Consider the following 19,278-nt stretch of genomic DNA (forward strand, 5'->3'; position numbering starts at 1 on the left):
CACCGGCCACAGGAGTGGTGAACGTATGATGATGTGAAAAATTCTTCAATTGAGGACCACTCTATGCCGGTGCTCCGCCGTCAGACCATGGCCGCGCTCCTGCGCGGGCTGCGTCCTGCCATGACCAGGGTCGGGGGACTGCTCCCCACACGCGCCGACTGGAGGCAGGCGCGCCGCAGTCCGGGACGCGACCTGATCGCCGGGCTCACGGTGGCCGTGGTCGCCCTGCCGCTCGCCCTCGCGTTCGGGGTCAGTTCCGGGCTCGGCGCCCAGGCCGGCCTGGCCACGGCGGTGGTGGCGGGCGCGCTGGCCGCCGTCTTCGGCGGCAGCAACCTCCAGGTGTCCGGCCCGACCGGGGCGATGACGGTCGTCCTGGTCCCGATCATGCGGCAGTACGGCGCGGACGGTGTCCTCATGGTGGGGTTGTTGGCCGGGGTCGTGCTCGTCGCCCTCGCGGTCGCCCGGGTGGGGCGGTTCGCCCGCTATATGCCGATGCCGGTCATTGAGGGGTTCACGGCGGGCATCGCTGTCGTGATCGCCCTCCAGCAGATCCCCGCCGCGCTGGGCGTCGCCGGCGCCACGGGCGACCGGGTCTGGCAGGTGGCGGCCGACGCCGCCGCCCGGTTCGCGGGCGATCCGCGTCCCGCCGCGCCGCTCATGGCGCTCGCGGTCGCGGGGGCGATGCTGGTGGGGGCACGCTACCGGCCCGCGGTGCCGTTCTCGCTCCTCGCGGTGGTGGCGGCCACCGTGGTCGCGCAGATCACCGGGCTGGACGTCGCACGGATCGGCGCGCTGCCCGCGGGGCTGCCCGCGCCGTCCCTCGGCTTCGCCGACCCCGGCGCCGTCAGCGCCCTGCTGCCCCCTGCCCTCGCCGTCGCCGCGCTCGCCGCGCTGGAGAGCCTCCTGTGCGCGTCGGTCGCGGACGCGATGAGCGTGGGCGAGCGGCACGACCCCGATCGGGAACTGTTCGGCCAGGGCATCGCGAACCTGGCCGCCCCGTTGTTCGGCGGCATCCCCGCGACCGCCGCGATCGCGCGTACGGCGGTCAACGTGCGGTCGGGTGCCCGCTCGCGCGTGTCCGCGCTGACCCACGCCGCCGTGCTCGCCGTGATCGTGTTCACCGCCGGGGGACTGGTCGGGAGGATCCCGCTCGCGGCGCTGGCCGGGGTCCTGCTCGCGACCACCGTACGGATGGTCGAGGTCGGCTCCCTGCGGGCCATCGCCCGATCCACCCGGAGCGACGCCGTCGTCATGGTCCTGACCTTCGCCGTCACGGTCGCCCTCGACCTGGTCACCGCCGTGATGGTGGGTGTGGGCGTCGCGATCGTGCTCGCGTTGCGCGCGGTGGCGCGCAGCGTCCGGGTCGAGCGGGTGCCGCTGGAAGGCGATCAGGGTGACGCCGCCGACCCTGCCGCCGACCCTGCCGCCGACCTCGCCGCCGATCAGGACGCCGAGGAGCGGCGACTGCTCGGCGAGCACATCGTGGCCTACCGCTTCGACGGTCCGCTGTTCTTCGGCGCCGCGCATCGGTTCCTGCTGGAGCTGTCGGAGGTCGCCGACGTACGCGTGGTCATCCTGCGCATGTCCCGTGTGTCCACCATCGACGCCACCGGAGCGAGCGTGCTCGGAGACGTGATCACCAGGCTGGAGCGCCGGGGCATCACCGTGCTGCTGTCCGGCATCCGCCAGGGGCACGATCAGGTGCTCGCCGCGCTCGGCATCGCCGATCACCTTCGGAGGGACGGCCTGGTCTTCTCCGACACGCCCGCCGCGATCACCTGTGCCCGTACACTGCTGAACCCGCCCACCGGATCGCCCCTTCTGGGGGATCGTGCGAAGGCGGCAATTTAAGACTATCCTGGTAGGGATTTATCGAATAGCGCCGTCACGGAGAGGATGGTGCACCAGTGAGCCCTGGACCGCGCGCGGAGACGCCGATGACCGCCGCCATCATGGCGGCGCGCTGGGTCCGGTCGGCCGCGGCCGACCGCCGGCACTGGGAACCCAATCCCGATCCGCGCGGCCGGTCCGCGATGGCGGGAGACCAGGCCTCGCTGTACTCCGGGGCCGCGGGGATCGTGCTGTTCTTCCTCGAGCTCGCCGCCGCCACCGGCCACGAGGAGTACCTGGAGGACGCCCGCGCCGGGGCGCTCCACCTGGCCGCCACCTGGAGGGAGCGGACCGACCTCTCGCTCTACCACGGGCTGGCGGGCGTGGTCTTCGCCCTGGGCGAGGCCGGATGGGCGACCGGCGACGAGCGGATCGGCGCGGCGGCCCGCGCGGGGGCCGACCATCTCGCCCGCGCCGTACGCCGGATGGACGGCGGCGTCGGCTGGACCGGCGACCCCGCCCAGCGCGGCGACGGCGGGATCGTCCTCGGATTGCTGCACGCCGCCGGGATGCTCGGCGTCCCGCTGTACGAGGAGGTCGCCGTGGCCGCGGGTGAGCGCATCGCCGGGCTGGCGGTGCCCGGCCACCGCTTCGGCGGCGACTCGTGCGCCGGCCTGCCCACCGACGCCGTCACCCCCGGGTTCCTGTCCGGCACCGCGGGGACGGCGTTCCTGCTGGCCCGCCTGTACGGAGTGACCCGCGACGAGCGATACCTCGCCGCCGCCCGCCGGGGCGCGGACTTCGTCCGCACGGTCAGCGTGGTCACCGACAGGTGCGCCTTCGTGCCGCACCACGTCCCCCAGGGGCGAGGGCTGCACTACCTCGGTTTCTGCTCCGGCTCCGCGGGCGTAGCCCGGATGTTCTACGAGCTGTACCGCGTGACCGGTGACCCCGGCGACCTCGACTGGGTCGAGCGACTGGCGCACGGCATCGTCCAGAGCGGCGTGCCGGGACGGCAGACGGCCGGCTACTGGAACGTGGCCTGCCAGTGTTGCGGCACGGCCGGGCTCCTCGAACTGTTCGTCGGCCTGTGGGCGGCCACGGGACGCGAGGCGCACCTCGACTTCGCCCGGTCCCTCGCCGGCAACCTCATCGGCCGCGCGACCGGGCACGACGGCAGGGGATACCGCTGGTACCAGGCGTATCGGCGGCTGCGGCCGTGGGAGGTCACCGCGGACACCGGCTACATGGTCGGCGCCGCGGGGATCGGCGCGGCGCTCCTGCACCTGGACGCGGCGGGGCAGGCGAGCTCGCCCCGCCGCCTCATCATGCTTCCGGACAACCCGTTTCCCGCGATCCCCGTGCCCGCCGCGCTGCTGCGCGAGTCCTCGTAAGCGCCACCGGGGGATCAACGCCTGGGGCGGCGGCCCTTCAGCGCGGAGGCGACCCGCGAGAGGACGCGGTCCCACTCCGAGCCGAACGGGTTGTCCTGGACCAGATACGTCCACGTCGCCGTGGGCCGTCCCAGCCCCTGGTCGGCCAGGTCGCGGCTGACGTCCACGGTCTCGAACGTCTCCTTCGACCGCCGCCCGATCTCGTCGAGCAGCCGCCGGTAGGCGGGGACGGCCTCGCGGTTGAACTCGTCGAGCGGGTTGAGCCGGCCGAGCGCCCGGAGGTGGATGCCCTCGCGGACGTCCGCCATGTGGGCGAGGTGCTCGGTCCAGCAGCGGTCCAGGTGGTAGAGCACGATCTGGCGGGCGGCCCGCTCGACGGCTGCCTCCCCGGCGGACGCGCACAGCTCGGCGTATCGCTCGGGGCAGGCGGCCGCGAGCGCCCGGCCCCCCGCGTCGCCGTGCAGGATCCGGTCACGCTGTTCGAGGAGCTGGGCCCGCTGCCGTTCGAGCAGCCGGGTGTAGCGCCAGGTGTTCCTGTGGATCTCCAGGTGGACCCCTTCGGCGACCCGCTGCGCGTGGCCCACCGTCCACCCGCCGTGCGGGTGCCGTACGACACCGTCGGGGTCGGCGGCGGGTAGCGCCAGGTCCGGGGCGTAGGCGGTGATCAGCTCGTCGTCGCCGCTGACGAAGAACACCGAGCCGCCGGGGTCGCCCTGCCGTCCCGAGCGCCCGCGGAGCTGGTCGTCGAGCCGGCTGCTGTCGTGGCGGCCGGTGCCGATCACGTACAGGCCGCCGAGGTCCTTGATCAGCTGTTCCGACTGGTCGTCGGTCGTACCCACGCCGCCGAGGCGGATGTCGGTGCCGCGCCCGGCCATCTGGGTGGACACGGTGATCGCGCCGCGCGCCCCGGCGCGGGCGATGATCGCGGCCTCCTCCGCGTCGTTCTTGGCGTTGAGCACGACGGGGGTGAGGCCCCGCGCGCGCAGCCGCAGGTCCAGGCGCTCGGACTCGGCGACGTCCAGGGTGCCGACCAGGATCGGACGGCCGGTGGCGTGCTGGGCGGCGATCTCCTCGACGATCGCCCGGATCTTGTCGTCGGAGTCGGCGAAGATCCGGTCCGGCTCGTCCGCCCTGACGCAGGGGCGGTTGGGCGGGATGACCGCCACCTTCAGGTCGTAGAACTCGCGGAGCTGGTCGCCGACGGCCACCGCCGTACCCGTCATGCCGCATATTTCGGGATAGCGGGTGAGGAGGCCCTGGATCGTGATCGAGTCGAGGATCTCCCCGGTCTCCGACGGTGCCAGCCGCTCTTTGGCCTCGACGGCCGCCTGGAGGCCGTCCGGCCAGCGCTGCAGCAGCGCGACCCTCCCCCGCGAGGGATTGATCAGGTGGACCCTGCCGTCCCTGACGATGTAGTCCACGTCCCGGGTGAGCAGCGCGTGCGCGTGCAGCGCGAGGTTGACCTCGGTCACCGTGCCCGGGTGGTCGTAGAGGTCGATGCCCAGGGCCTTCTCCACGGTGTCGGTGCCCTTGGGGGTGAGGAAGACGTTGCGTCCCTCGTCGTCGATCTCGAAGTGGTAGCCCCGGGACAGCCTCCGTACCAGGGCGGCCATCTCAGGCGCGGCCTGGCCGGGATCGGCGGCCCCGGCGAGGATCAGCGGCACGCGGGCCTCGTCCACCAGCACCGAGTCCGCCTCGTCGACGAGCGCGACCTCCGGCGCCGGGACCAGGAGGTCGGCCGGGTCGGCGCGCAGCCGGTCGCGGAGCACGTCGAACCCGAGTTCGCTGACCGCCGCGTACGTCACGTCCCGGGAGTACGCCGCGCGACGCTCCTCAGGGGTGGAGCTCTCGCCGATCCAGCCGACGGTGAGGCCGAGCGACTCGTACAGCGGCCCCATCCACTCGGCGTCCCGCCTGGCCAGGTAGTCGTTGACCGAGATCACGTGGACCCGCCTGCCCCGCAGTGCGAACCCGGTCGCGGCCAGCGCTCCTGACAGGGTCTTGCCCTCGCCGGTCGCCATCTCGGCGACGTTGCCGTCCAGCAGGGCCAGCACGCCCATGAGCTGCACGTCGTACGGGCGCTCCCCGAGGGTCCGCCGGGCCGCCTCCCGGACCACCGCGCAGAACTCGGCGGTGCCGACGGTGTGCCCCTCCGGAGGTGTCAGCTCGGCGCGCGACTCCACCTCGGCTTCCAGTCGTGCCGCCTCGGTGACGACCGCCTGGAACCGCGTCAGATCGACGCTTCCCGGCTTTTCGAGGAAGCGTCTGATCATCTGCGGCATCCAGGCCATGCCTGCTCCAACGAGTTGTTTGCCGGACTGGGTTCCCTCTGTCCGGTTTCCCGGTGCCATTCAAACGCAACGATCATCCCATTGCGAAACGTTCATGACACGACCTGACAGGTATGGCGGGCAGAGTGAAGGCCATGACAACCATCGCGAAACTGCTCGCCGTGACCATCGACTGCGCCGAGCCGAAGCGGCTCGCCGACTTCTATTCCCAGATCACCGGCTTCGAGGTCCAGTATGCCGAGGAGGAGTACGCCGGGATCGGCGACGGGGCCACCAGCATCTACTTCCAGCGGGTCCCCGACCGGAAGCCCGGTTCGTGGCCCGGCCCGGACAAGCAGTTCCACCTCGACTTCCGCGTCCCCGACGTGGCCAAGGCCGTCCAGGAGTACGTCGATCTCGGGGCGAGCAAGCCGGAGTTCCAGCCGGGCGACGGATGGGTCGTCCTCGCCGATCCGGAGGGACACCTGTTCTGCGTCTGCCCGGAAAGATCCTGACCTCCCGGAAGGCCGCGCTCCCGGGGGTGGCGGGGGAAGTTGATTTTGTCCCTAAGCTGACGTGGTGACATCGCACGTTGAACGACTCCCCGGCCGGTGCCCATGATCTGGGCGGGAGTGATCATCGCCCTTGTCGGCGCGCTCGGATACGCGCTGGGCGCGGCCCTGCAGCAGTTCGAGGCGGTCCGCGATGGAGCCACGCTCCAGCTGGTCAGGCGTCCGCGCTGGTGGATCGGCGGGATCATCGGCTTCGCCGGCGCCAGCCTGCACGCGGTGGCGCTGAGCATGGCGCCGCTGGTCGCGGTGCAGCCGGTCAGCGTCGCGACGCTGGTCTTCGCGGTGCCGTTCGCGGCCATGCTCCACGGCAGGCGGCCGCACAAGGCCGAGATCATCGGCTCCGTCGCGGTGGCGGCCGGGTTGCTCGGCCTCATGCTGCTGGTGCCCGCGCACAATGTCACGCCGTCGCTCTCCGACGGGGCCGCGCTCGGCCTGATCGGATGCGTCGGCGTGATCGTGGCGGTCAGCTTCGGCGTCGCCCGGTTCCTGCGCGGGCCGGCCAAGGCTCTGGCGATGGCGGTGGGCGCCGGCTCGGTCACCGCCACGGTGTCCACCTTCGTCCGGGTCGTGGGCGGCGGGCTGCACGGCGACCTCTCCCGGCTGCTGCACTGGTTCACCCTGGCGATCCCCGTGCTGCTCGTGTGCGCCGTGGTCCTGCTGCAGAAGTCGTACGCCGTGGGCTACTTCGGCATCGCCTACGCCGGAGTCCAGGTGATCGACCCCATCACCTCGGTCCTCGCGGGAGCCATCCTCCTCGGAGAGTCGCTGCCGACCGGGGCCGGGCAGGTGCTCCCGGCGTTGCTGGCCGCGGCCGTCCTGATCGGCGGCACCGTGACGCTGGGGCGGCTGGCGCCGGACCATTCCCGCAAGGCGCCCGCCGCCGTCCCGGTCAGCTCGTCGGCGGCCGCCAGTTGAACACCGCGTCCGCCTGTCGCAGGGCGGCGGTCGGCCCGGTCAGTCCCGCGAGGGAGAGCACCGTGTCGCGCGCGAAGACGGCGGCCGGGCTCACCAGCCGGGTCAGCCGGGCGATCGAGGCGGAGCGCCGGACGATCGCCGTGGTCCTGGGCAGCCGGTCGCGGGTGTAGGCGGCGAGGCCGTCCTCGACGGACGCGCAGTCGCTCGCATGGTGCGCCAGGACGATCGCGTCCTCGATCGCCTGGCAGGCCCCCTGGCCCAGGTTCGGCGTCATCGGGTGGGCGGCGTCGCCGAGCAACGCGACCCGACCCCGATGGAACGCGGGGAGCGGCGTTTCCATGGAGAAGACGTCGCTGCGTATCACCCGCGCCGGGTCGGCGCGCTCCACCAGCGCGGGGATCGGGGCGTGCCAGGTCCGGAACCGTCGCAGCAGCTCGGCCTTCTCCTCCGCCGGGTCCGCGTGGCCCCGCCCCGACGGGACGGCCGCGGTGGCGTAGCAGTACACCTCGTCACCGGCCAGCGGCATGACGCCGAAGACCAGCCCGCGGCCCCATGTCTCCGCTCCGGTGGCCCCGCTGCCGGGAACGATGAACCGCCAGGCCGTCACGCCCGAATAGACCGGCTCCGGGTGACCGGGTAGGAGGGCGCGGCGTACCGCCGAGCGGATGCCGTCGGCGGCGACGACGAGGTCCGCTCGCAGCTCACCCGCGTCGGTGCGCACCCGCCCCGAGGAGGCGTCCACGTCGTGGACGGCGGTGTTCAGGCGCAGCGCGCCGGGCGGGAGCAGGCCGGTGAGCAGTTCCACGACCGTCGCGCGGCGCAGGAGCACGATCGGGTCGCCGTACCGCGCCTGGGCGGCCTCGGCGCTGGTGCGGGACAGCCAGCCGCCGGAGGTGCGGCGTATGCCGGCCACGCCCTGCAGCGCCGCGAGTTCGCGCACCCGGTCGCCGATGCCGATCGTGTCCAACGCCCGCAGCGCGTTGGGCGCGATCGCCAGACCGGAGCCGACGGGCTCGACCGAGGGCGCCCGCTCGCACACCGTCACCGTCCAGCCCCGCGTGGCCAGGGCGGCCGCCGCCGTCAGTCCGCCGATCCCCGCACCGATCACCAACGCGTCGCCCATGACAGCCTCCGTCGCTCACTACATCTGTAGTCGGAGCATACTACGGCTGTAGTGAGGGCGACTACGGCTGTAGTATCCAGGCATGTCGAACCAGCGGGTGACGCGCGTCGCGGACGCGGCCATCGAGATCCTGGCCGAACGGGGGATGCGCGGCCTCACGCACCGCGCGGTGGACGAGGCGGCCGGGCTGCCCGCGGGATCGACGTCCAACCATGCCCGCACCCGGGCCGCGCTTCTCGCGCTCACCCTGGCCCGGCTCACCGAGCTCGAGCAGGCGATCTTCTCCGACCTGTCGCCGGAGCCGGGCGGTTTGGTGGAGACGCTGGCGCAGATGATGCATCGCGCTCTGCACCGCGACCGGCACGTCACGATCGCGCGCTATGAGCTGGCACTGGAGGCGACCCGCAGGCCCGAGCTGCGCGAGATCTACGACCAGGCCGGGCGCGGATTCCGCGAGCCCGCCGTCGCGCTGTTCGCCGCCGCCGGGTCCTCCGACCCCGTACGGCACGGCCGCCAGGCGGTGGCGTACGCCGAGGGCATCCAGTTCGACGCGGTGGTGGGGGCGGGATCCACCCCCAGTCTCGACGATCTGCGCGCGGCCTTCACCGAGTTTCTCCGGGGCGTCCTCTCGGGAAACCCTCCGTAGGGCCGGTCAGCGCGAGACGAGGCAGGCCCGGTTGGCGGGCCACTCGTCGTCGAGGATCGAATAGTAGGGGCTGTCCCGCCAGGTGCCGTCGGCCCGGCGGTACTGCCGCCGCAGGATGCCCTCCAGCACGCCGCCGATCCGCTCGATCGCCGCGCGGGACCGCAGGTTGAGGATGTCGGTCTTGAGCACGACCCGGTTGAGGCCCAGTGAGCCGAAGGCGTGGTCCAGCAGGAGGATCTTGCACTCGGTGTTCACACCGGTGCGCCAGTACGCCCGGCCGTACCACGTCGAGCCGATCTCCACGCTGCCGTCGAAGCCGCTCACGTTCCAGAAACCGGTGGAGCCGACCGCCCGCCCGGTCTCCTTGAAGATCACGGCGAACTGGGTGGTCTCCGGATTGTCGCGCAACCGGAGGATCATGTGCCGCATGTCGGCCTCCGACCGGGGCATGGCGCCCGGCCGCCACCGCCAGACCTCCTCGTCGCCGCCCAGCGCCGCGAGCAGGTCGGGCGCGTGGTCGAGGGTGATCGGCTCAAGCCGGACGACATCCCCGTCGAGCACGACGGGTTGGGGCATCTTCGCTGTCATGCGTGCAGGTTAGCGACCTTGGGCCGTGCCGCCGCGGGAAGGTCGGGCACGCGGTGTCGACACACATACCGTCTGGTCGGTACGCTTCCAGGCGTGAACGCAGACCCGCCCGGCCTGGACCTCGCCCGCCTCTCCCGCTACCTGGAAGGTGAGGGCCTGACCCACGGACCGCTGCGCGCCGAGGTGATCCACGGAGGCAAGTCCAACCTGACCTACGTCGTGCGCGACCAGGCGCGGACGTACGTGGTGCGCCGCCCGCCGCTGGGCCACGTCCTCGCCACGGCGCACGACATGGGCAGGGAGTACCGCGTCATGACCGCGCTCCGGGACACCGGCGTCCCGGTGCCCGTGACCTACCACCTCTGCCAGGACCCCGACGTCGTCGGCGCGCCCTTCTACGTCATGGAGTACGTCGAGGGCGGCCAGCCGCCGGTCACCCCGGAGATCGCGCGTGACCTGATCGCGGTGCTGGCCACGCTGCACTCGATCGCCCCGGACAACGTCGGCCTCGGCGACTTCGGCAGGCCGGACGGCTTCCTCGAACGCCAGGTCGGCCGGTGGAAGCGCCAGCTCGACGCCTCGCGCAGCCGCGAGGTGCCGGGCATCGACGACCTGTACGCCCGGCTCGCACGCGCCGTGCCTGAGTCCGGCTCCCCGGCGATCGTCCACGGCGACTTCAAGCTCGGGAACACCCTCATCGCGGGCGGCCGGGTCAGGGCGGTCCTCGACTGGGAGATGTCGACGCTCGGCGACCCGCTCACCGACCTCGCGCTGTTCCTGCTGTACGGCGAGTTCGCCACGCTCGACAGCGGCCGCAACTCCGGGGTGGTCGACTCGCGGGAGCTGGCCGGGCACTACGCGGCCGTGTCCGGCCGTGACCTGTCCCGGCTCGGCTGGTACGTGGGGCTCGCCTGCTTCAAGCTCGCGGTGATCGCCGAGGGCATCCATTTCCGGTACACCAAGGGGCTCACGGTCGGCGACGGCTTCGCCGAGATCGGAGACCAGGTGGCCCCGCTGGTCGCCCGTGGACTCATGGAGGTCTGACCGATGGATTTCGGGTTCGACGACGTCACGCTGGAGCTGCGCGAGCGGCTGACCGCGTTCATGGACGAGTGCGTCTATCCCGCCGAGCCCGCCTTCGCCGAGCAGGCGGCCGCCGGAGGCTGGTCCCCGCCGCCGGTGCTGGAGGGCCTGAAGGCCGAGGCGCGGCGCCGCGGCCTGTGGAACCTCTTCCTGCCCGGCGAGGAGGGCGCGGGCCTCACGAACCTCCAGTACGCCCCGCTCGCCGAGGTGATGGGGAGGTCACCGGCCATCGCCCCCGCGGCCACCAACTGCGCCGCGCCGGACACCGGCAACATGGAGTTGCTCGCGCAGTTCGGCAGCGACTGGCAGCGCGAGCGGTACCTGGAGCCGCTGCTCGACGGCCGCATCCGGTCCGCCTTCGCGATGACGGAGCCCGACGTCGCCTCCTCCGACGCGACCAACATCTCCACATCGATCACCCGGGACGGCGCCGAGTACGTCGTCAACGGCCGCAAGTGGTTCATCACCGGCGCGATGAACCCGAACTGCGCCGTCTTCATCGTGATGGGGCGGACCGACCCGGAAGCGCCGTCGCACCGCAGGCAGAGCATGGTCCTGGTCCCGCGCGACACCCCCGGGCTGACGGTCCGGCGGGGGATGACGGTCTTCGGTTACGACGACGCCGACCACGGCGGCCACGCCGAGATCCTCTTCGAGGACGTACGGGTGCCCGCCGACCACCTGATCGGCGAGGAGGGCGGCGGGTTCGCGATCGCCCAGGCTCGCCTCGGGCCCGGTCGGATCCACCACTGCATGCGCCTGATCGGCATGGCCGAGCGCGCGGTCGAGATGATGTGCCGCCGCACGCTGGCACGTACGGCGTTCGGCAAGCCGATCGCCCAGCAGGGGGTGGTCCAGGACTGGATCGCGGAGTCCCGGGTGAAGATCGAGCAGCTCCGGCTGCTCGTGCTGAAAACGGCCTGGCTGATGGACACCGTGGGCAACCGCGGAGCCCACACCGAGATCCAGGCCATCAAGATCGCGACGCCGGTCACGGTCGAGTGGATCCTCGACAAGGCCATCCAGGCGCACGGCGGAGGCGGCGTCAGCCAGGACTTCCCGCTCGCGGCCCTGTGGGCGGGAGCCAGGAGCCTGCGGTTCGCCGACGGACCGGACGAGGTGCACAAGCGTTCCCTGGCGTACCGGGAGCTCAAGAAGCACATGAGCCCCGCTGAGTAGAGGGATATCTCATGACATGGAGTGAAACGACGGTGAAGGAGCGCGTCCGCGCGTTCCTCGCCGCCCACGACCCCTCGGCCATGGACCGGCTGGACTTCCTGCGGGCCAGGTTCGACGCAGGGCTCGCCTGGGTGCACTTCCCCGAGGGGCTCGGCGGCCTCGGCGCCCCGCGCGACCTCCAGTCCGTCGTCGAGAGCGAACTGCGGGGGACGCCGGACAACCGGCCGAGCCGGATCGGCATCGGACTCGGCATGGCGGCTCCGACGATCCTCGGCTTCGGCACCGAGGAGCAGAAACGCCGCTTCCTGCGCCCGCTCTGGACGGGGGAGGAGGTCTGGTGCCAGCTCTTCAGCGAGCCCGGCGCCGGATCCGACCTCGCCACGCTCGCCACCCGCGCGGTCAGGGACGGCGACGAATGGGTGGTCGACGGGCAGAAGGTGTGGACGTCCAGCGCCCACACCGCCCGGTGGGCGATCCTCGTCGCCCGCACCGACCCGGACGTGCCCAAGCACCGCGGGCTCACCTACTTCGTCTGCGACATGGAGGCGCCCGGCGTCGAGGTGCGGCCGCTCCGGCAGATCACCGGTGAGGCCGAGTTCAACGAGGTGTTCCTCACCGGAGTCCGGCTCCCGGACGCGCTCCGCCTCGGCGCGGTCGGCGACGGATGGCGGGTCGCGCAGACCACGCTGATGAACGAGCGGGTCGCCATCGGCGGCACGCCGGGCCGCCGCACGATGATCGGCACGGTCTGCGAGACCTGGCGGACCCGGCCCGAGCTGCGCACCCACGACCTGCACCAGCGCCTGCTCCGGCTGTGGGTGGACGCCGAGGTCCTGCGCCTCACCGGCGCGCGGCTCCGCGAGCAGCTCGCCGTGGGCCGCCCGGGGCCCGAGGGGTCGGGCATGAAGTTGTCGTTCGCGCGGCTGCACCAGGAGCTGTCCGGCTTGGAGGTCGAGTTGCTGGGCGAGGACGGCCTGGCCTACGACGACTGGGCCTTCCGCCGCCCGGAGACGGTCGACTTCGTCGGACGCGAGGCGGGCTACCGCTACCTGCGGGCCAAGGGGAACTCCATCGAAGGTGGCACCTCCGAGATCCTCCGCACCATCATCGCCGAGCGGGTGCTCGGCCTTCCCGCCGAGCCGCGAGCCGACAAGGACATCCCCTGGAAGGACCTGCCCCGATGACGACGCCACCGGTCTCACTGCTCTACACGGAGGTCGAGGAGGAGCTCCGGGCGGCGGTCCGGTCCCTGCTCGCGGACACGTGCCCGCACTCCGCGGTCCTGGCGCGGATCGAGTCGGCCACGCCGTACGACGGGGACCTGTGGAAGGCGCTCGCGCGGGACATCGGCGCGGCGGGGCTGCTCGTCCCCGAGGAGCTGGGCGGAGCGGGCGCGTCGGCCCGCGAGGCCGCGGTCGTGCTGGAGGAGCTGGGCCGGGCCGTCGCGCCCGTCCCGTTCCTCACCAGCGCCGTGCTCGCCACCCGTGCCCTGCTCGCCGCCCGTACGGCGGGAGGCGGCGAGGTGGCCGACGACCTGCTGGAACGGCTCGCCTCGGGGGAGATCACGGCGGCGCTCGCCGTGTCCTTCGCGGCGTCGCCGTATCGGCCGGCGGGAGGCGAGGTGACGTTCGAGCCGGGTGACGGCTCCGACGGCGGCGGCTCCGACGGCGGCGGCTCCGACGGCGGCGGCGAGGTCGTGGTGAGCGGGCGGGTGACGGGCGTCGCCGGGGCCGACGTCGCCGACGTGCTGCTGGTCCACGCCCGCGTGCCGGGCATGGACGCGAGCGCGCTGATCGCCGTCGGGACGCGGGAGCAGGGCGTCCAGATCACCCCGGTGACGTCGCTTGACCTGACCCGGCCGGTGGCCATGGTGTCCCTCGGCTCGGCCCGGGGCCGGGTCGTCGCCCGGGGAGAGGGGCCGGACGGCGCCGACCTGGTCGCGTCCATCGTGCGTGACGCCCTCGCGTTCGGGGCGGGACTGCTCGCGTCCGAGCAGCTCGGGCTGGCCGAGTGGTGCCTGACCGCCACGGTGGAGTACGTCAAGGAGCGCAAGCAGTTCGCCCGCCCGGTCGGCTCGTTCCAGGCGCTCAAGCACCGGCTGGCGGATCTGTGGCTGGAGATCGGCGGCGCCCGCGCCGCCGCCCGCAACGCGGCGGGTGCCCTCGCGGCCGGCGACCTGCCGGGCGGGGCGTCCGGGGCGTCCGTGGCGGTCGCGGTGGCGCAGGCCCACTGCGGGGACGTTGCCGTGCACGCCGCCGAGGAGTGCGTCCAGCTGCACGGCGGGATCGGGATGACATGGGAGCATCCCGCGCATCTCTATCTCAAGCGGGCCAAGGCCGATCAGATCGCCTTCGGCGCTCCAGGAGAGCACCGGAACGCCCTCGCGCGTCTCGTGGACGTCCCGGCGCCGTTGGGAGAGCCGATCAGCAGGACCTGAGCTTGTGGACGACCGGGGGGCCGGCGCCGCCGGGGCCGTGCGTCAGGACTCGGGGCGGAGCGAGGCGAGGAGGAGGTCGGCGAAGTGGCGGCCGACCTCAGGTCCCGTGAGCGGCCCGTCGGGGTGGTACCACGTGCCGAGGTGGTGGACCGAGCCGAAGAAGAAGTCGACCACCATCTCGGCCGGGATGTCCGCGCGGAACACGCCGGTCCGCTGGCCCTCGGTGACCAGGTCGCGGAAACACTCGTGGTAGCGGCGGCGCTCGGCCCTGACCGTCTTGCGGGTGTCGGGGGCGAGCTGGTGCATCGAGCGAAAGAAGATCTTCGAGTCGTCGAGGTTGTCGACCGTGGTGACGACCACGTCCATCGCGGCGTCGTGCAGCCGCTCGGCGATCGAGCCCTCCGCCTGGGCGAACGCCATCAGGCGGTCCATCTGCAGCCGCAGGACCCGGCCGTAGATCTCGTGGAGGAGATCATCCTTCGAGGCGAAATAGTGGTACATGGCGCCTTTGGTGACCCCGGCCGCCGTGACGATCTCCTGGACGGACGTGCTCTCGAAGCCGCGGTCGGCGAACAGGCGCGTGGCCTCGGCGAGCAGGCGATGCCGTACGGGCTCCTCGACCGTGGCTCCGCTGCGCGCCATGGTGACCTCCCTGGTGTGGTGGGCCCCCAGCATACCGACTGGTCGGTTGCGGAAATGTTTCCGGGTATGCCTATTCGTTGTTGAAATGCGGCTTTTTGAGATCTGGAGCTCCGTTTCCGAGACCTGGAGCCCCTGCTCGGTTTAGCGTGTGCAGAGCAGTCCTGATCTCTCGGGGAGCATCCGGTGCCAAGCGGGTCCATCTATGTGCCGCGCGACGAGAAGTTTACCGGCGCGTCGCCGCAGAACCTTTACGTGACCTTCTGGTTCGCGGGCCGCAAGAGCCGGCTCTGGACGCGTGGGGTCATCGGCGTGGCGGGGTTCGCCGCCGGAAGCCTGCTCGCCGCCCGGTTCGGCTGGGCCGACACCCTGCTCGTGGGCCTCGTGGTGGGCGCCCTCGCCGCGCTCGCCGACTTCCTCGTCGCCTGGCGTTCCTACGCCCGGACCGCCGTGTGGCGGGGGCAGAAGCGCGGGGAGGTCCGCACCGGCCGGTTGTTGCGCCACGGCCTGACCCGGCACGGCTACCACGTCATGGACGGCCGTGCCGTACCCGGAGAGGCGTCGATCGACCACCTCGTCATCGGCCCCGGCGGGGTGTGGATCGTGGACAACGAGGCGTGGGCGCCGGACACCCACATCGCCAGGTACGGCGAGCGCCTGTTCTTCGACGAGAAGTACGGCACCTCGGTCGCGAAGGGGCTGATCGGCGCGGCGTCGGCGCTGGCCGGGCTGCTGTCCCGCGAGACGGGGATCGACGTCACGATCTCGCCGGTGCTCGCCGTTCACAGCGGCAAGGTCGAGGGGCGCGGCGGGACGCTCGTAGGTGAGGGCCTGACCGTCGCCTATCCCCACAAGGTGGCCCGCTGGATGCGTGCCTCGCCGAACGGGTCGCTGACGGCGGAGCAGGTCGAGCTGCTCTCCCGGACCGCCGCCCGCGTTCTGCGCGGCGGCGGGCTGCGCTTCTAGGTTCTCCGGGTCCCGGACCTAGGCGAGGTCCTCGATGAACGCGGCGAGTTGAGTGACGTTCCGGCATTCGTGCATCGGGACGATCCCGGCGTACGAGGTGGCGACGGAGTCCCCGGTGTCCCACTGCGGCCGGGGTTCCGGGTTGAGCCAGTAGGCGTGCCGTGCCTCCCCGGCCAGCCGGCCGAGCGTCTCCAGCGCGGGCGGCTGGTAGTTGGACCGGGCGTCGCCCAGGATCAGCAGCGACGTCCTCGGCCCGATGGCGTCGCCGTAGCGCTCGGCGAACGACGTGAAGACATGGCCGTAGTTCGTCCGCCCGAATCGGGTGATGTCGGCTTCCTTCGTCAGCCGGAGGACCGCGTCCAGGACGTCGGCACCCGGGTGGAAGAGCGTGGTGATCTCGTCCACGATGTCCACGAACGCGAACGCCCGCACCTTGGTGAACTGCTCGCGCAACGCGAACGTCAGCAGCAGCGTGAAATGCGAGAACGCGGCGACGGAGTCGCTCGCGTCGCACAGGATCACCAGTTCGGGCTTGTGCGGGCGGCGTGGCCGCAGGTGGGTGGTGAGGGGCACGCCGCCCGTGGAGAGTGAGGCCCGGACCGTGCGCCGGAAGTCGAGCCGTCCCCGATGTCCTCGTTTCTGCTTGACGGTGAGCCGGGTGGCGAGGCGGCGGGCGAGCGGGTAGACCTCCCGGCGCAGCCGGGCCAACTCGTCCTTCGTCATGCGGAGGAAGTCCACGCGGTCGATCGGCGGCGCGACGGTCGCCTTCGCGATCTTCTCGGTGCCGGACTCCTCAGCGATCCGGCGCCGGACGTCGGACGCGACGGCTTCCTCGAACTTCCTGATATTTCGGGATATCTGGTGGCGGGCCAGCTTCTCCGGCAGGCCGCCCCGCTCGGCTCGGCCCTGCTCGGCGAGCAACCGGTCGAGCATCCGCGCGATCAACGTCTGCGGGGACAGTGCGCGCAGCACCGGATACGAGAACCACGACTGCCGGTTCCCCGCGGCCCGGACCTTGCCGAACCTCTCCACCATCGACCGGGCGAACGCCCGGAACGCGGGATCGTCCGGATCGCCCATCAGCAGGTCGGCCAGTCGCTCCCGCAACTCGGCCAGCTCGGACGGGTCGGGAGGCGCGGACGCCTCGGACGGCTCGAGCGGCGGGGGACGCTCCGCGGGGCCGCCGCCCGGCGCCGGCCGTGCCGTGCCGTACCCGTCGGAGATCACGGGCGGGAACCACAGGTCGAAGAGGGCGTCGAAGCCGGGCCGGTGCTGGAGGCGCTTGACCAGCGTGGCCGCGTACGCCTCGCGGAGCGTCTCGCGCTCGGCCAGGTCGATCACGGTCAGCGCCTTCGCGGCGTCGAGGCCCTCGGCCAGGGACACCGGCAGCCCCGCCTCGCGCAGCGCGTGCACGAACGCGACATGCCGGTCGAGCAGCGGTCCGCCCGTGCCGTCCTGTTCGATCATGGCCGGGACAGCCCGAGCTCCTTGGCGGCCCGGATCTGGTCGGAGTTGTGCTTGAGCACCACACCGAGCGTCTCGCCGAGCATGCCCTCGTCCAGGTCCGTACGGCCCAGCGCCAGCAGGGTGCGCGCCCAGTCGACGGTCTCCGCGATCGACGGCGACTTCTTCAGCTCCAGGCCGCGCAGCGTGGCGACCATTCGGGCGAGCCGCTCGGCGACCTGGCCGGGCAGCTCCGGCACCTGGGTCAGCACGATGTCGCGCTCGCGCTCCGGCGTCGGATAGCCGAGGTGCAGATAGAGGCAGCGCCGCTTGAGCGCCTCCGACAACTCGCGCGTCGCGTTCGAGGTGAGCACGACGTACGGCCGGCGGGTCGCGGTGATCGTGCCGAGCTCGGGGATGGTGACCTGGTAGTCGGAGAGGATCTCCAGCAGCAGCCCCTCGACCTCGACGTCGGCCTTGTCGGTCTCGTCGATGAGCAGCACGGTCGGCTCGTCGCTTCTGATCGCCTTGAGGAGTGGGCGTTCCAGGAGGAACTCCTCGGAGAAGATGTCCTCCCACGCCTCGTCGTCGGCCTGGATGCGGAGCAGTTGCTTCTTGTAGTTCCATTCGTAGAGGGCGCGGGCCTCGTCGAGTCCCTCATAGCACTGCAGCCGGATCAACCGGGCCCCCGTCGCCTGGGCGATGGCCTTGGCCAGCTGGGTCTTGCCCACTCCGGCCGGTCCCTCGGTCAGCAGCGGCTTTCCGAGCGCCCCGGCGAGGAACACGGATGTCGCGATGCCGTCGTCGGCAAGGTAGTCCACGGCGGCGAGCCGCCCCCGGACCTCGTCAGGCGACGCGAACCACATCGGCGCTCCTCATTGATCGAACCGAATTGATCGAACCGAATGTTGTTCTAGTGTAGCCCGGTTTTGACGGGTCTGTGCTGTGCGATAACCTCTTACTGCTCATGCGCCGCTAGCTCAGTTGGTTAGAGCAGCTGACTCTTAATCAGCGGGTCCGGGGTTCGAGTCCCTGGCGGCGCACCAGCGAAAAACCCCAGGTCAGTACCACTGACCTGGGGTTTTTCCATGTGACGACCGTCCCAGCGGTGCCCCGCGCCCGGCATTGATCACGATGGTTGCTCCGTGGCTGCTCGCCTGTCGTGATCTTGTTTCCATCATGATCCATACGCCATTCGCGGGTTCCCTGTTGGGGCCACGTATTGCCCGAGGATGTTTGTCCGGGGCGGGGCGGGTGCGGGACGGGGATCGAGGTGCCATCGGCGGCCGTGTCTGGTGGCGGGCGTGGTGGCTCGCGACAGAATCCCTAGCGTGACCGACGGTCCGGGTAGCCGGAACGATCTACATTCTAATAGGCTAAATGATCAAGGTTTGGGTGGTGTGGGGGCTTTCTCGGCCCAGTCGTTCAATCCTGCGGTAAGGGCCTCTTCGAGCTTTTCTTTCCCGACGGCCTCCGCAATGTCGGCGAGGCAGTAACAGCTGTTCAGATTCGCCGCGATGATGCAGATGCAGATGCCCATGATGCGGAGCGCGTGGGCAGACGACTCCATGATTTCCTCGCCCGGGATCGGGATCTTCTTGGCGTACTCTCGAAGGATGTCGACGAGGACACGCCCGGCCCGATCGGTGGGCGACTGGCCGACGAGAATGTCGGCTACGAATTCGTGTGCATGATCCTTCGCCTCGAGGAGACGGCGCGCTGCTTGTGCTAACGGGAGGCAGCCTGAGTTCTGGCTGGACTCCACCTGGCCCCAGAGGTCCTCACCGAGCACGTCGGCCCCCTGCTTGGCCACTGACGCTGCCCAGCCGTCCGTGCATGTAGCTGCGACGGTTGCGATGACGGTCTTTTCGGCGGTGCAGCGGCATGACTGGTAGATCTTCGGCTTCGACGTCCGCCATACGAGGGCGCGCGGCCCCGATGGTCGCCGCAGGGAGATCTTCTACGACGCCTACAAGGCCTTCCGGTGCGCGTCTCTGTGGAACCGCAGATCTTGGCCATGAAACGACCATCCGATAGTCCTGGTGATCCGGATACTGTCCAGATGGTCATGCTTTTTGGACGAAGGGGTGGGAGGAGAAACCCTTGCATATTTCGACTCATACGCGCGGGTCCCGTGAGAAAGCCGAATCAGGCTGAACCGTTGTTGCTCGCGGGAATTGGGATAAATCCTCG

The 19,278-nt window shown here is 71.3% G+C and carries 17 protein-coding genes and 1 tRNA gene; 11 read left to right on the forward strand and 7 right to left on the reverse strand.

Annotated features, from left to right (window positions below; translation table 11 throughout):
• The first annotated feature begins 120 nt into the window (after nt 1–120).
• Both IMZ11_RS26775 and IMZ11_RS26780 read left to right on the forward strand, forming a co-directional pair.
• A complete protein-coding gene (locus IMZ11_RS26775; protein WP_228645247.1) occupies nt 121–1,851 on the forward strand; it encodes a SulP family inorganic anion transporter in 1,731 nt (576 codons plus the stop codon).
• Nucleotides 1,852–1,937: 86 nt separating this feature from the next.
• A complete protein-coding gene (locus IMZ11_RS26780; protein WP_228645201.1) occupies nt 1,938–3,224 on the forward strand; it encodes a lanthionine synthetase LanC family protein in 1,287 nt (428 codons plus the stop codon).
• Nucleotides 3,225–3,238: 14 nt separating this feature from the next.
• Here IMZ11_RS26780 and secA2 read toward each other — a convergent pair whose 3' ends face one another.
• Nucleotides 3,239–5,506, reverse strand: a complete 2,268-nt coding sequence (gene secA2 / locus IMZ11_RS26785; protein WP_374462801.1) for an accessory Sec system translocase SecA2 — start codon at nt 5,504–5,506, stop codon at nt 3,239–3,241.
• Between the two features lie 143 nt (nt 5,507–5,649).
• Between secA2 and IMZ11_RS26790 the strand changes: the two genes are divergently transcribed.
• Nucleotides 5,650–6,009, forward strand: coding sequence for a VOC family protein (locus tag IMZ11_RS26790; protein ID WP_228645203.1), 360 nt, complete (start codon nt 5,650–5,652; stop codon nt 6,007–6,009).
• Between the two features lie 102 nt (nt 6,010–6,111).
• Nucleotides 6,112–6,981: a DMT family transporter gene (locus IMZ11_RS26795; protein WP_228645248.1), complete on the forward strand. Its 870-nt coding sequence runs from the start codon at nt 6,112–6,114 to the stop codon at nt 6,979–6,981.
• Here IMZ11_RS26795 and IMZ11_RS26800 read toward each other — a convergent pair.
• Nucleotides 6,956–8,104 carry an FAD-dependent monooxygenase gene (locus IMZ11_RS26800; protein WP_228645204.1) on the reverse strand — a complete coding sequence of 383 codons (1,149 nt, stop codon included), beginning with the start codon at nt 8,102–8,104 and terminating at the stop codon, nt 6,956–6,958. The genes IMZ11_RS26795 and IMZ11_RS26800 overlap by 26 nt on opposite strands.
• An 82-nt stretch (nt 8,105–8,186) precedes the next feature.
• Between IMZ11_RS26800 and IMZ11_RS26805 the strand changes: the two genes are divergently transcribed.
• On the forward strand, nt 8,187–8,750 hold the full coding sequence (locus tag IMZ11_RS26805) for a TetR/AcrR family transcriptional regulator (RefSeq protein ID WP_228645205.1): 564 nt from the start codon (nt 8,187–8,189) through the stop codon (nt 8,748–8,750).
• Between the two features lie 6 nt (nt 8,751–8,756).
• Here IMZ11_RS26805 and IMZ11_RS26810 read toward each other — a convergent pair whose 3' ends face one another.
• On the reverse strand, nt 8,757–9,338 hold the full coding sequence (locus IMZ11_RS26810) for a GNAT family N-acetyltransferase (RefSeq protein WP_228645206.1): 582 nt from the start codon (nt 9,336–9,338) through the stop codon (nt 8,757–8,759).
• Between the two features lie 93 nt (nt 9,339–9,431).
• Between IMZ11_RS26810 and IMZ11_RS26815 the strand changes: the two genes are divergently transcribed.
• From IMZ11_RS26815 to IMZ11_RS26830, 4 genes are read left to right on the forward strand one after another with little or no spacing between them, the layout of a single operon-like run.
• Nucleotides 9,432–10,382: a phosphotransferase family protein gene (locus tag IMZ11_RS26815; protein WP_228645207.1), complete on the forward strand. Its 951-nt coding sequence runs from the start codon at nt 9,432–9,434 to the stop codon at nt 10,380–10,382.
• 3 nt (nt 10,383–10,385) lie between these two features.
• The gene (locus IMZ11_RS26820) at nt 10,386–11,600 is read left to right on the forward strand and encodes an acyl-CoA dehydrogenase family protein (RefSeq protein ID WP_228645208.1); all 1,215 of its coding nucleotides are present in this window, start codon (nt 10,386–10,388) and stop codon (nt 11,598–11,600) included.
• An 11-nt stretch (nt 11,601–11,611) separates the two neighbouring features.
• On the forward strand, nt 11,612–12,784 hold the full coding sequence (locus IMZ11_RS26825) for an acyl-CoA dehydrogenase family protein (protein ID WP_228645209.1): 1,173 nt from the start codon (nt 11,612–11,614) through the stop codon (nt 12,782–12,784).
• Nucleotides 12,781–14,037, forward strand: coding sequence for an acyl-CoA dehydrogenase family protein (locus tag IMZ11_RS26830; RefSeq protein WP_228645210.1), 1,257 nt, complete (start codon nt 12,781–12,783; stop codon nt 14,035–14,037). Before IMZ11_RS26825 ends, IMZ11_RS26830 begins: the two co-directional genes overlap by 4 nt.
• A gap of 42 nt (nt 14,038–14,079) precedes the next feature.
• Here IMZ11_RS26830 and IMZ11_RS26835 read toward each other — a convergent pair whose 3' ends face one another.
• Nucleotides 14,080–14,679: a TetR/AcrR family transcriptional regulator gene (locus tag IMZ11_RS26835; RefSeq protein ID WP_228645211.1), complete on the reverse strand. Its 600-nt coding sequence runs from the start codon at nt 14,677–14,679 to the stop codon at nt 14,080–14,082.
• Between the two features lie 183 nt (nt 14,680–14,862).
• On the opposite strand from IMZ11_RS26835, the gene IMZ11_RS45525 reads away from it, so the two are divergent.
• Nucleotides 14,863–15,642 (forward strand): nuclease-related domain-containing protein, encoded by a 780-nt coding sequence (locus IMZ11_RS45525; RefSeq protein ID WP_228645212.1) that lies wholly within the window; start codon nt 14,863–14,865, stop codon nt 15,640–15,642.
• 18 nt (nt 15,643–15,660) lie between these two features.
• Here the strand turns inward: IMZ11_RS45525 and IMZ11_RS26845 are convergent, their stop codons facing one another.
• Both IMZ11_RS26845 and IMZ11_RS26850 read right to left on the reverse strand, forming a co-directional pair.
• Entirely contained in the window at nt 15,661–17,109 is a 1,449-nt protein-coding gene (locus IMZ11_RS26845; RefSeq protein WP_228645213.1) for a VWA domain-containing protein, read from the reverse strand.
• Complete coding sequence (locus IMZ11_RS26850; RefSeq protein WP_228645214.1) at nt 17,106–17,951, reverse strand: MoxR family ATPase; 846 nt, start codon at nt 17,949–17,951, stop codon at nt 17,106–17,108. Before IMZ11_RS26850 ends, IMZ11_RS26845 begins: the two co-directional genes overlap by 4 nt.
• A gap of 103 nt (nt 17,952–18,054) precedes the next feature.
• Here IMZ11_RS26850 and IMZ11_RS26855 point away from each other — a divergent pair.
• Nucleotides 18,055–18,131 (forward strand) — tRNA-Lys (locus IMZ11_RS26855).
• Between the two features lie 338 nt (nt 18,132–18,469).
• Here the strand turns inward: IMZ11_RS26855 and IMZ11_RS26860 are convergent.
• A complete protein-coding gene (locus tag IMZ11_RS26860; protein ID WP_228645215.1) occupies nt 18,470–18,898 on the reverse strand; it encodes a hypothetical protein in 429 nt (142 codons plus the stop codon).
• Nucleotides 18,899–19,278: the final 380 nt, after the last annotated feature.

The sequence above is a fragment of the Microtetraspora sp. AC03309 genome (assembly GCF_020826795.1).
In the GTDB taxonomy this organism is placed as follows: domain Bacteria; phylum Actinomycetota; class Actinomycetes; order Streptosporangiales; family Streptosporangiaceae; genus Microtetraspora; species Microtetraspora glauca.